Origin of the sequence: Parasphingomonas puruogangriensis (assembly GCF_036663635.1) — a bacterium.
GTDB lineage: Bacteria > Pseudomonadota > Alphaproteobacteria > Sphingomonadales > Sphingomonadaceae > Sphingomonas.
Genome location: NZ_JAXOJI010000002.1, coordinates 116,512 through 129,730, shown reverse-complemented (window position 1 = coordinate 129,730; position 13,219 = coordinate 116,512). Strand labels below are relative to the sequence as shown.

Sequence of the window (13,219 nt, the reverse complement as noted above, 5' to 3'; positions counted from 1 at the left end):
AACGCCGTAGCCGGCCCGCATCCACGCGTCTGCGCAAATGCGGGCCGATCAGGGATCAGAAGTTGAAGCGCACGCCGGCCGTGATGCGACGTCCCTGGTCGGATACGGTGATCAACCGCTCCTTGAAGCGCGAATAGCTGCGGAACTTCTCGTTCGTCACGTTAAGCGCTTCGGCATAGAGAGACACGTTCGGCGTGACCTTGATCGATCCGCTGAGATCGACCTGGCTATAGCCGAAGATGTTCTCTGGCTCGCTTTGCGGCCCGAACGTCTGGCGCAGGAACGGCGCACGCCAGTTATATGCACCGCGAAGCTGCAGCAGATTGTTTTCGAAGAACATCACGAAGTTTGCGGTGTCGGACAGGCCCTCCACGTTGAAGGTCTGGTTGCTGAGCGAAGGATCGAAACGGATCGAGCTTTTCACCAGCGTGTAGTTCGCTGTTACGCCTAAGCCGTCGAATGGTGCGGGCAGGAAATCAAATGTGCTCTGCGCCGAAGCTTCGAGCCCGTAGACTTCGCCTTTCTGCGAATTGAAAGGGCGATTGGCCAGGAACGTCAGCCCGAAATATTCTTCCGGTTGCTGCCCGGAGATAATGAAATTCTCCAGCTTCTTGTAGAAGCCAGCCAGACTGACATAGCTGGTGCGGCTCAGGTAATAATCGACTGAGGCATCCGCGTTCCATGCCAGGAACGGCTTCAGATACGGGTTGCCGCCGCTGATCGTATTCGAATTGGGCGGACGGAAGGTGAAGTCCTGCGACAGGCCAAGTCGGCTCAGCGTCGGACGGGTCAACGTTCGCGATCCGGCCAGCCGAAGCGACAAGGCGTCGTTTACGTCGAGCCGGAAGTTCAGTGTCGGCAGCAGATAGGTGTAGGAATTCTTGGCATCGACCGCGACCGTCGGGCTGTAGACCGGAACCGCTGACGTCGGATCGGCCGGGTTCTGGATGATATTGGTCAACGTGACCGAAAAGCCGGTGGCGTACAGGTCGGTGTGGATCAACCGCGCGCCCGCCATCGCCGACCAACGGCTGCTACCCATATCGCCGCCAAACGACGCTTGCAGATAGCCGGCATAGGTATTCTCGCGCACCGTGCCCGATCCGCGGTCACGATCGATCGGATCGAGGCTGTTATTGTTGCCCGCATAGACGGCGAGGAAACGGTTGCGCGCGGCGATTGCTTCCGGTGAATTGTCGCCAACTTGGTTCACGGCGGCAGCCGACCCGTAATATTGTGCTAGCGCGGCGCCATCGTAATCGAGCCACGTCAAGTTGCGCCCCTGCACGTTGGAGCTGAAATCCGTAAACAGGCTTGCAGGAGCCAGCGCCTGATAACCGCAATAGAAGCAGCCGAGCGGCTCTGGCGATTCACGCGATACCGTAATTTTCTTGCGGTTGGTGAACAACGCGCCGCCCTGCAGTTTGTTGAGCAGCCCGCCGAGATCCCAGGTCACATCGAACGTGCCCTGATTGACCGTATCGCCATTGCGCCCGCCGCGTTCCGAGCAGCAGTGCAGCCGCGGCGCCGACTTGTCGTTGGTCGCCAGCGTGTTGGTGATCGACGGCAATCCGCCTGGGCCATCCAGCGTGAAGGTCGGCGTGACACCGACCTGGCGCGTGCCAACGACGTAGAAGAGCTGGTCGGCGGCATCGCGCGAGTTGGAATGTGCGGCATCGAACACGAGCGTCAGATCCTCGCTCGGCTTCCATTCGGCGTTGAAGCCGATCTGGTAGGTGCGGGCGTCCTGTGGCGCGGTCGATACGATATTGTCCGAGGCGAGACCGGATGTCGCGGTGGCCGGGAGCACGGCAAACTGCGTCGCTGTGCCGTTGTCATTGACCGTTGCGGTGGTGATGCGATCCGGATCGGTATAATAACCCAGCTGATTGGTGCGGCTTTCCACCTTTTGCTGCGTGTAGAGCGCATCGAGCTTAAGCTTCAGCGTATCCGACACGTTCCAGTCGACGGCGAAGGTCCCGCCGATCCGCTCGCGCTCGCTCTTGGTGGCGGTGAAGTTGGTCGTACGGGGCAGGGCGACGCCGGTGCGGTCCTTGATCCCGTCGCCATTTGTATCGATCGTCTGATTGGTGATCCATCCGTCGGTGCTGATGTTGGTGAGATTGAACTTGCGCTTGTCATAGACGAAACTAACCAGTGCGCCGAACGTACGATCCTCGTTCGATCCGCTCAACACGCCCGAGGCGAACGGCGTGACCTTGTCCGATGTGTTGTCGTGGCGGCCGGCGACGTTGCCGGCGAAATGCAGGCCGGCTCGGTCGGTCGGGCGGGCGGTGCGCAGGATTACGGTCGATCCGATGCCGCCCTCCTGCAGCCGCGCTTCCGACGACTTGTAGACTTCGGCGCCGGAGATAAGCTCCGACGACAGGATGTCGAACGAGAAGGATCGGCCACCGGCCTCGGTCGACAGCAGGCGGTTGTTAAGCAGGACGGTGTTGAATTCCGGCCCCAGCCCGCGAACCGTGATGCCACGGCCTTCGCCGTTGACGCGGTCGATCGACACACCGCTGATGCGCTGCAGCGATTCAGCGATATTGGCATCGGGGAAGTCGCCGATGTCCTTGGCCGAGATTGCGTCGACCACGCCGATCGTGTTGCGCTTGATCTCCAACGCGTTAGCCAGACTGGCGCGGATGCCGGTGACGACAATGTCGCCGCCTTCGTCGGTCGACGCCGCATTCGGATCGATCTGCGCGCCGGTATCCGGATTTGAAGCCTGCCCCTCGGGGCTCGACGCGGCAGCGCCGGACTGGGCGAAGGCAGGCAAAGCGGGGACGGTGAGACACACCCCCGACAACAGAGCGACGATTGGACGGCGCAACCTTTGCACGATGATTCTCCCCTGAACGTTTGTAGTTGAGAGCAGAATAAATATGACATTAAATGCTGTCTAGTGAAAAAAGACACACGCTGAAATCTTTCGGCGGGGCGCCCGGCGCTGCCTATTTGGTCCGTGTCAGGATGAAGCCGACGCCCTGAAAGTCACCCTGCAGCGTGACATCGACGCCGTGGTTCATCCAATACGCGCCACTGGCCAGCAATGGCATCGTCACCGGCGGGGGAGCGCCATCCATCGTCTCCACTTGGTATTGCGCGTCCGGATCGAGACCACGCAGCGCGATCGTCGGCATGACATCCAGTTTCTGCGTCGATCCGATCAGCGTGAACAGCGCCGCCTGGCTGCGATCGGCGGCGACATACAGGTTGGTCCAGCGCCGATCGGCCTCGTTCGCGCGGTTGAGGCGATAGAGCTGTCCCCGCTGCACCGTTTGCCGAATCCGCTTGTATGACTGCACGTAGCGCCGCGCGACGAGGAAATCCCAATCCTGCCATTTGTTGAGATTGGTGCCGATGCCGAGCCCCCCTTGCATCGCCGAAAGGAAGCGGAACGAGAGCGCGGTCTGGCGCTTGTTCACCCAGTTCGGGCTGTCGGTCACCCACGCCATCATCGCGCCCGGGGCATAGGCCTGTGTATAGCCGTCCTGGATCGACAGCCGATCGAGCGGATCGGTATTGTCCGACGGCCATACCTGATCGGTGCGCGCCATGATGCCGAGATCGACTCGACCGCCGCCGCCGGAACAGCTTTCGATCTCGACCCCCGGATGCCGCTTCCGCAGTTCGTCGATGATCCAATAAAGGTTGCGGACATAGGCCACATAGATGGTCTGCTGGTCGTTCACGTCGGCATCCGGCCAGCCTGGCTCGGACCAATTGCGGTTATAATCCCATTTGAGGAAGGCGATGTCGTTCTTCGTCAGCAAAGCGTCGAGCTGTTCGAGGACATGATCGCGAACGTCGGTGCGCGCCAGATTAAGTACCAGCTGATTGCGCCCCTGGGTCTTCGGCCGGCCCTGAAACTGCATCGCCCAATCAGGGTGCGCGCGGAACAGGTCGCTATCCTCGTTGATCATTTCGGGCTCGACCCAAAGGCCGAAATCCATGCCCAGCGCCTTGACGCGGCTGACCAGCGGGGTGAGGCCATTGGGGAATTTGGTCGGGTTGACGGTCCAGTCGCCGAGCCCGGCCTTGTCGTTGTTGCGTGCGCCGAACCAGCCATCGTCCATCACGAAGCGCTCTACGCCGAGTGTTGCGGCGCGTTCGGCCAGCGCGATCTGCCCTGCTTCGTTGACGTCGAACTCGGTCGCTTCCCAGCTGTTGTACAACACCTTGCGCAACGGCACGCGGCCGTCGTGCCGGGGCAGGATGCGTTCGCGCTGGAAGGCGTGGAACAGGCGCGAGGCGCCGCCGCGACCGTGATCGGAGAAGCCGACATAGAAGGTCGGCGTGGCCAGCATGGCACCCGGCTTCAGGCGATAGGCGAAGTCGAACGGGTTATAGCCGCCGACGATCCGGATCCGCCCGGTCACGTCCTGATCGAAGCTCAGCCGCCACGATCCGCTCCACGCCAGCGCGCCGATCCAGGCCGGGCCGTCCTCCTCGGTGGTGGTGGCGCGGGTGATCTGGAACCACGGATTGTTCTGGCTGCCGGTCGAGCCGCGGCGACTTTCCAGCACGGTCGAGCCGGCGGTCAGCGGGCGATCCTGCAGCGTCCATTCCGCCGCCCAGCGCCCGGTGGAATAGTGCAGGCGATAATCATAGGCGACCGGCAGCGTCAGCCCCGCCGCGGAAGCCTGATCCACGCGCACGTCGCCGGCGCCGCGATTCTCGATCACAGCGGAGCGGGCGATCACCCCGGTGGCGCGGTCGATCGTGTAGATCAGCGTGACGAACAACGGCCGGTCGAGATCGCTGAGCGTTACGCGGATCGTATCGCCCGACACCTCGTGGCTGCGATAATAGAGGACGAGATCGCGGTTGCCGTCGGGATAGGTGACCTTCAGCGCCGGCTCGGCATAGAGTCCGCCGCCCTGGCCGGCATATTCCTGCGGCACCACGTTGGTAGTGACGTCGAAGCCGCTCAATCCCGAAAGCTCCGGCGCGGCGAGCGGCGCGCGATCCGGCAAGCGCTTGCCCCAATAGACCGACTGGAGGATCCCCGCGACATTGACCTTGAACGCGTAGGTGACGTCCCCACCATCCAGCCGGAAGATCTTGTTCTCCGTGTCGTAGCGTGCTTGGGCAAAGGCAGTTGCCGGGGCGCCCAACGCGCCGAGTGCGCAGAGCGCCCGCATCCAAGCATTGAACCCCTGGCGCTTATCCATGTTGCTTCCTCTGAAAACACATTCAATGACCCACCCTATAAAGTCATATTTAATTTCGCAAGCGACAGGTGGTCTTAACCCGAATCCATTTGCCTGGGCCACTAAACCAGTGACGTGATTTTTGAAGCCGTCGGCAATCAGCAAGACGGCGTGGCTTGGAAATCCATCCTTCTGTATGAGGCTGCCAATTGCCCCGGACGCATGCTGGTAGCTATCGCACCAAGTGCGTCACCGATCGGCTCTCGCTCACGGGGTGGTGACGGCGCTTAATCCCAAATGTAGGTCGTCTTTGATGTCGATGTCGCGTCTGAATGTACGGCAGCTTTCAGGATCCGTCTGGTCTGCCACGAACGACGACAAATGGCGCATAGCTGCCTATCTTAATCCGATTGATCACGTGCCGAAGTATTAGGGCCGCTATGGGAAGAGTGAGGTAGCTGCGAGGATCTCGATCGCAGCTCGAAGCGCCGCTGTCGGCTCGAAGCGCAGGTCGAATGAGATGGGCCGGTTCGCGCCGCCAAATCCGCGGGCGCTGCTTCGGGGCTTGGCGAGAAGGCCGTCGACCGACGCCATCAGCAGCGTGCTTTCATCCTCGACGATACCGCACGGCAAGCGTCAACTGGCAAGTGGCTGGCGTAGTCCGGACGATACCAGGCAGGTGACGAACCATGATGACGGGTTATTCAGAGCGCGACTGGCGGGCGGTGGACCGATGAGCGCGCATCGGGCTGACGATCGGCCATCAGCCGTACCGTGATCGTGGGAGAAGGAGCCCCACCCGGGGGCCGGGTGGAGCTCCGAAGCGTCGCACGCGCGTGCGCTTGGTCTAGAAGGCGATCTGAAGGGCGGCGCGCGCGGTGAACGCAACGTCTCCAAGCCGTTGCTCTGCTCCCACTTCGCCGCTCAGTCGGCCCTCTGTGGTGCCGGTGATCGCGCGGATCTTGCCGGTCCAACCGCTGTCGCGCGCTTCCGGATCGATCGTGAACGCGGCGCCGCTGCCAAAGCTGGCTGTCGTGCGCCCGAGCGCTCCGGCTACGCGCTCGCGTCGGCCGCCCTCGACCTCGATGCGGCTCCAAAGGTCGTAGCGATGGTCGCCGCCGAAGTTCATGCCGACGGCTAGGCTGGTGGTCAGCGCCAGTTCGTCGCTGGTCCGCTTGCGCACGGTCAGGTCGTAGCCGGTGCCGCCGCCCGCCTCCCTATAGGCGTCCTCGTTGAGCCGGTAATAGTCGAACGCCAGCACCGGGCGCAGGCTGAACTGGTTCACGACGTGCTCGTATGAGACCGCCCCGGAACCCGAATAGAGCACGCCGTTCCAGTCCGATGTCGCCCGGCGCTGGACCTTTTCGGTGCCGACGACGCCGTCGAACTGGCGTTGGGCGTCGAACGACACGATTGCCGCGGAGCCGCGCAGCTGCGCCGCGACCCCGCCCCAATGGCCCCGCCAGGAACCGGCTAGCTCATATTGGCTATGATCGACGCGATTGACCGCGAGCCCCTCGTTGGCGCGGCCGCTGAGATAGCCGAGCGAGACGCCGAAGTTGCCGATGCCAGACTTGCGCTCGAGGCCGCCGCTGATCCCCCAGCCGCGCACGTCGTAGCTGGTGCTGCTCCGCTGCGCCTTCGATGCGTCCCACCCGACCGGGGTCAGCCACATGCCCCAGGAGCCTTCCTCGCTATACTCGCCGGCCGGCTCGTTCAGCTGCGCCGCCGCCGCGCGCGAAGCCAGGGTGACGCTTTCGAACACGCCGCCCGCATAGTTGGGCAGCATCTGATCCACCGCAGCGCGGAAGGCCGCGCCGTCGTAGATGCCGCGGATGGCGGCACCGAGCTTCGCGTCGCTGCCGATCGCCGCGTCGATCGCATCGAAGGCGCTGGTGGAGGCGCGATTGAGCCCCAGCTCGGTCTTGGCCTTGCGTGCGACGTCGATCGCGATCTCGTTGGGCGTGGTCGCCACGAGCGCCCCTTTGTAGAGGAACGGCATAGTCGCTGCGCCCAGCGTCAGATTGGCTGCACCGGTCAACGTCCCCGAACGAAGCACGACGTAGCGCCCGGCGACGTCGGCGCCGCCGGTGACGCGCAACGCGAGCTGGCTGTTCGCCCCGATCGTGGTGGCGCCCGTCACCTGGATGAGGTTCGCATTGGGGTTCGCCTTGTCCAGCGCGACGCTCAGGATGGACTGTTCGCCAAGCGCCAGCGAGCCGATCGTCGCACCTCCGGTCGCCGCGAAGGTGCCGCCGCCGGGCGCCACGGTCACCACGAGATGGCCGGCGTTGGTCAGCTTGCCGGCGAACACGCCCTTCCCGGTGATGGCGAGCACGTCCTGCCCCGCTCCCGAAAAGTCCGCGGTGCCATCGAACCGCGCCGTGCCGCCGATCGCCAGCGTGTCCCCCCCGCTGCCGAAGGTCGCCGTGCCTGCGAAGGCGCTCGCGCCGCTCAGGTCGAACCGGTTGCTGCCCGCGCCGAACGTCACCTCTCCGGCGACCGTGCCGGCCGCAACCTCCAGGCGATCGTTGCCCGAGCCGAAGCGGATCGCGCCGCTGATGACCGGTGCGCCGCCGCCGGTGGCCGCGGTCTGACGGATGACGGCGCCACTGGTGTTCGCCGAGAGGTCGATCGCGACGGAGCGGGTGGCGTCGGCGCCGATCGCGCCGATGGTGCCGCTGTTCTCGATGAGCGTGACCGTGCCGGTGCGGTCGAGGATCGCGACCGCGGTGGCGCCTGTCGCGCTAGCGCGTATCGTGCCCGTGTTGCGGATCGTCGGGACTGACGCTCCCGTATCGATCAGCACGGCAGCTGATTGCGTCGCCTGGCCGCCGCCGCCGGCCGCCGTGACGCTGCCGCTCACACGTAGTTCCGGCGTGGCGGAGCCGGCACCGAAGCGGATGCCTGTGGCTGCAGCGCCTGAGGCGGACGCCTGCACTGTCCCGCCGACCGCGACCCCCTGCGCGATGGTGACGCGGCCGCCCAGCCCGCCGATCGACAGGGCGGTCGCGTTGACGCCGCTGTAGACGCCGATGCCGGTCACCCTACCGTTGACGACAAGCCCGGCAGCTGGCGTCGTGCCGGCGACCGCACCGATGGTGACGGCGCGGTCGGCCGCACCGATCTGGAATGCCGGCGCGGAGCCGTACGAGATCACGTCGGCGACCTTGCCGGTCGCGTTCGACAGGGTTATGCCGCCGGCCACGTCACCTGCGACGAGCAAGGCCGGGCCGCCCTGCAGCAGATCGTCGGCGTCGAGCTTGGAGACGTCGGCGGGGACGGTGGTGGATCGGTAGCCGGTCGCACCGATCACCCCTTCGATCACCAGCGCGCCGCCGATGTTGCCGTCCAGACGGGCACCGATCGCGTCACGGCCCTGCGCCGTGATCGTGCCCCCCAGCGTGACGTTGCCGGTCACCGCCTCCGCCCGCACGCCGACGGAGCGGTCGCCCACGACGGTGGTCCTGCCGGAATGGACCAGAGCGCCGGTCAGTGGACCGCCGAGACGGATGCCGGCTGAATCGTTGCCTTCGACCGTGATCTCGCCGCCGTTGGTGATGGTGCCGACGAACGCGCCGGCGGTGCGGATGCCCGTGCGACCCGTCCCCTGCGCGAAGGGGCCGTCGAGATCGCCGTCCTTGTCCGGATCGGTCGGCGCGTAGCTTTCGTCGATGATGATCTTGCCCGTGTTGGTGATCGTGCTCTGCACGCCGGCTTGGGCGAGGATGCCGGTCGCGCCGTTGGCATCGGTCACCTGGATGGTGCCGGCATTGGCGACGGTGTTGTTACCATCGATCGTCACCGCGGTTCCGTTGACGGGGACGACGCTACCCGAGGCGGCGATGCTGATGTTGTCGGGCGCGCCGTTCTTCACCGTGGAGGTGCGGACGGCGGTCGTCCGCTTGGTATCGATCACCGTCTGCGCGGAAGCGGATGAAGCGGCGACAAGGGCGAGTGTTGCGGATGAGGCGAGAAGCAGACGGTGCACGAATCGGATCCCCTTTGGATGTCTTCTGACACCCAGACGGAGGCAAGGCCGTCGGGCCTTGAATAGGCAGTTCCAAGGCTGCGGTTTTATTCGTCCGGGCTGAGATAGCAGCGGTTTGAAGGCGGGCTCTCTTTGCTCGCGGCGCGCCAGACTTCAAAGCACGTGGGCGATGAGGGCCCCGGCCGTCGTCAGACGTCACGCCGTTCGAATGGTTCGCGCGCCGTTCCGACCCTGGGGACAAGCCTGGTCTCGCACGCCACCTACCCTTGGCTGTGATCGGCCACCGCAGGACGATGAGCAGAGAGAGAAGCGTCCGACGATCCGAGATGGGACTGGACATGCGGCCTGCCATGAGCCGCGCCCGAATTTTTTAGGCGAGGCTAAGGCATCGCAGCGCCGAGTCCGTCGGGTCAGAATGAACATTCTCTATCTCGACCGCGAACCGGCTGTCCGCTCGGCCGTCAAGGACATCCTCGCGACCGCAGGTGAACGCCTGATCGAGGCGGAGACGCTCGAAGATGGTATCGCCATCCTCGAAAACGTCGATGTCCAGCTGTTGCTTGTCGACATGAGGGTCGTTGGACTGACAGGACTGGCCCAATTGAGGAGCAGGTGCGTGCCGCGGACCGTCATTTACGCGCTCTCGCCGACCGTCTCGCCCGGGATGCGCGTGCTCTGCGTCTGTTTCGGAGCGAACGGTCTAATCCACAGGCCAGTGGCGAAGGACGTCCTCGTGCAGGTTCTCGAAAAGATTGGGGGCACGTCCGGCTAGCGCACAACCTCTTCCATCGCGCTGTTCGCGACCTGTGGCGGCGGAGCATATATCATCCGGCGCGAGAGGGCAGGGCAGGGCGAAATCCGAGAGTCTAGCCCAGCACCGGCTTAGCTGCCTTGGCATACGCACGAGGATTTCGCTGTCGAACGTCACCGTCGATCGGCGCGCGAGCCATGACCACCTCTCAGCGCCCGGCGATTGGTTGATGATCAGCCTCTCCGGGGGTATGTTCCGGCTGATGGCAAGGTGGATGTAGCAATGCTCGATACCCGTGCGTCAATGCCGTACTATCCGAGGCTGACGCTTCACGAGCATCAGTGCGGCGCCAGTCGCTCGCCGCACTACCGTGTCAGCAGCGAACGCGCCGTGCCATCAGGTCCAGGCTGCGTACCGTGAGCAAAGGTGCAGAGCGAGGGTATAGCCTTGAGGATCCGGTGGAAGGCGACGAGGAGGTCTTCACGTTCGGTGAGTTCCGACTTCTTGCTTCGCAACGGCTTCTTCTAAAGGGCGACCTTCCCTTGTCGCTAGGCGGCCGTGGGTTTGACATACTGGAAGCACTGATCCGGCGAGCTGGGCGCGTCGTGACTAAGGAGGAGTTGTTTGTAGCCGCTTGGCCCAACATATTCGTGCAGGAAGGTAGCCTCCGAGTTCAGATTGCCGGATTGAGGAGGTGTCTCGGGGACGGGGGAGACAAGCGTCGGTACATCGTTAACGACGCCGGTCGCGGATACCGCTTTACCTTTCCCGTAACGCGGAGTGGTCAGGGGCGGCAACGGGTCGTGGGCGCTCGAGACGTCGTGGTCGGCAACCTGACTGCAAGCGTGGCCCGCATTTTCGGCCGTCAGAGTTCGATGGATGCGATCGAAGCAGGATTGCCCCATCGGCGGATGATAACAGTTGTGGGTCCTGGTGGTATCGGAAAGACCACTCTAGCTGTAGCTGCCGCGCGACGGATGCAGCCGAACTATGAACATGGCATCTGGCTCATAGATCTAGCACCGATCAGCGATTCTGCTCTCGTGCCCAGTGCTGTTGCATCTGTGTTCGGGCTTGCTGTGGTGTCGTCCGATCCGACCCCCGACTTGATTTCCCTGCTACGCGAAAAACAGCTGGTTCTCCTTCTCGACAATTGCGAGCATCTACTCGATTCGGTCGCGGTTTTGGCATCGACCATTCTGGCGGAAGCTCCGCATGTCCAGGTTCTAGCGACAAGTCGTGAACCGCTCCGTGTAGCCGGAGAGTTTCTTTATCGCCTCGGGCCGCTGGACGTCCCGCCTGACCAACCAGGCCTGTCCGCCGAAGCGGCAATGGGCTTTTCGGCCGTTCAGCTATTTGTAGACCGCACCCAGGCCTTGCTCGACGATTTCGTTCTTTCGGACGATGACGTTCAGGCGGTAGGGGAGATCTGCCGCCGGCTCGACGGCATTGCGTTGGCGATTGAACTGGCCACCGCCCGAGTGAGTATGCTCGGAGTGAGAGGCGTCGCGGCGCAGCTCGATGATCGCTTCCAGCTACTAACCAAAGGGCTACGTACGGCAACACCGCGCCATCGGACCCTGCACGCTGTCTTTGATTGGAGCTATCGGCTTCTGCCGCAAGCGTCGCAACGCGTTTTCCGCCGCCTGAGCGCTTTCGCCGGCGGCTTTTCGTTGGAAGCGGCTCAAGCGGTAGCGACTGACGGCATAACTCCAGCGTCGCAGGTGGCGGAGCAACTCGATCACTTGATTTCGGCGTCGCTTGTGGTCGCGGATGTGATCAGCGGGCAGCCGTCCTACCGCCTGCTAGACTCGGCTCGCGCATTTGGACGTGAAAGGGTACTGGAGTGTAAAGAGGGCTACCAGACCTTGCGGCGGCATGCCGATTACTTCCTGCAGTATTTCACGCAGGCCAACATCGATCGCTCTAATTGGCCAAGTCTGGAATGGGCGAAGGCGCAAAGGCCGCAGCTGGACAATATCCGCGGCGCCATTGACTGGGCAAATGAGGTCCGGGAGTTCGGACTGCGAGATGCGCTGACCGTCGCGGCCATTCCTCTTCTCACGAGCCTCTCACTTACGCAGGAATGTCGGGAGAGGATCAGCCTCGCGCTGGCAGTGCGCCCATCCTGGGCGGCACCTGACAGCCACACGAAAACGCTGCTACTCGACGCTCTCGGCAACTTGTTGCTGTTCACCCATGATGGGTTTGCCGAAGCGGCTGCCACCTTGAACGATTCCTTATCAGTGGCTGAGGAGATCGGGGATGTTGATTATCAGGTAAGCGCTCTGCGGGGTCAGTGGTCCGCCTTCTTCAGGGCAGGGGACGTCAAGGCAGCGGAGGTGTTTGAGCAACAGTACCATGAACTGGTTGGGGCAACCCCTTCATTGGAGGACGCAATGGTCCTCGCCCGCATGCGTGGGATGGCCTTGTTTTATCGAGGTCGCTTTGAGGAAGCGGCGGCATACCAGCAGGCGGCCTTGCATAGTTCGCTGCGTACATCTCGGGGATCCGATGTCGTCCGATTTCAGCTTGATCAAAGTGTAATGGGTTACACGATAATTGCGAAGACGCTCTGGTCATTGGGACTTGCTGATCAAGCGAAGAAGTCCGCGGAACGCGGTCTTGAACATGCGAGAAGCCTGGAGCAGGACTTCTCCATTAATTATACGCTGGGTTTCGGAGCAATCCGTATTGCGATCATGACCGGAGCGTTTTCGAAAGCAGCGGCTTACATAGAGGAGTTGTCGCAACTCTCGGCCGCCGACCCCGGCTTGCAATGGGGTCTGTTTGCGCAATGCTGGAAAGGCACCTTGCTGAGCCGGCAAGGGGATGCCCATGCCGGGAGTGAGCACCTGTCCAACGCCTTGCAGCAAGTGCCGGAGGGATCCTTCGGCTTACACCACACCAGATTCCTCGGCGAGCTTGGCTACGCGCTTGCGCAGGCAGGGGATGTGAGCGCCGGTTTGGCTAACATTCGGAGGGCGCTGACGATATGCGATCAACAGGACGAGCGTTGGTTTTATGTCGAGCTGCTGCGCCTTGAAGGAGAAGTCTTGCTCTTGGAGGGGGGAGCTAGATGTTCTGCAATGGCGCTGGATAGGTTTGATGCGGCGATGAGTCTCGCTGAACGTCAGAGTGCTCTTGGTTTTAAGATTCGTGTGGCGACCAGCCTCACCCGTCTCGGGATGGCAGATGGATCCGGGCGGGGCGTTCAACTCCTCCGCGAGACGTACGATCGTTTCACAGAAGGCTTCGATACAGGAGATCTGATCGAGGCGAGGGCGCTTTTAAATCAACTGCACTGCTGAT

The 13,219-nt window shown here is 63.0% G+C and carries 5 protein-coding genes and 1 pseudogene; 3 read left to right on the top strand and 3 right to left on the bottom strand.

Annotated elements, in window-relative coordinates; genetic code table 11:
* Positions 1-55 precede the first annotated feature (55 nt).
* From U1739_RS06145 to U1739_RS06135, 3 genes are all read right to left on the bottom strand, one after another.
* The gene (locus U1739_RS06145) at positions 56-2,851 is read right to left on the bottom strand and encodes a TonB-dependent receptor (protein WP_332705170.1); all 2,796 of its coding nucleotides are present in this window, start codon (positions 2,849-2,851) and stop codon (positions 56-58) included.
* Between the two features lie 112 nt (positions 2,852-2,963).
* On the bottom strand, positions 2,964-5,186 hold the full coding sequence (locus tag U1739_RS06140) for an alpha-galactosidase (protein WP_332705167.1): 2,223 nt from the start codon (positions 5,184-5,186) through the stop codon (positions 2,964-2,966).
* An 826-nt stretch (positions 5,187-6,012) separates the two neighbouring features.
* Positions 6,013-9,156, bottom strand: a complete 3,144-nt coding sequence (locus U1739_RS06135; protein ID WP_332705164.1) for an autotransporter outer membrane beta-barrel domain-containing protein — start codon at positions 9,154-9,156, stop codon at positions 6,013-6,015.
* Positions 9,157-9,571: 415 nt separating this feature from the next.
* Between U1739_RS06135 and U1739_RS06130 the strand changes: the two genes are divergently transcribed.
* The 3 genes and pseudogenes from U1739_RS06130 to U1739_RS06125 all read left to right on the top strand — a co-directional run bounded on the left by U1739_RS06130 (position 9,572) and on the right by U1739_RS06125 (position 13,218).
* Positions 9,572-9,928 carry a response regulator gene (locus tag U1739_RS06130; protein WP_332705161.1) on the top strand — a complete coding sequence of 119 codons (357 nt, stop codon included), beginning with the start codon at positions 9,572-9,574 and terminating at the stop codon, positions 9,926-9,928.
* 320 nt (positions 9,929-10,248) lie between these two features.
* A pseudogene (locus U1739_RS21140) lies at positions 10,249-10,656 on the top strand (winged helix-turn-helix domain-containing protein); the annotation flags it as partial.
* A 72-nt stretch (positions 10,657-10,728) separates the two neighbouring features.
* Positions 10,729-13,218: an ATP-binding protein gene (locus U1739_RS06125; RefSeq protein WP_332705158.1), complete on the top strand. Its 2,490-nt coding sequence runs from the start codon at positions 10,729-10,731 to the stop codon at positions 13,216-13,218.
* Position 13,219 lies beyond the last annotated feature (1 nt).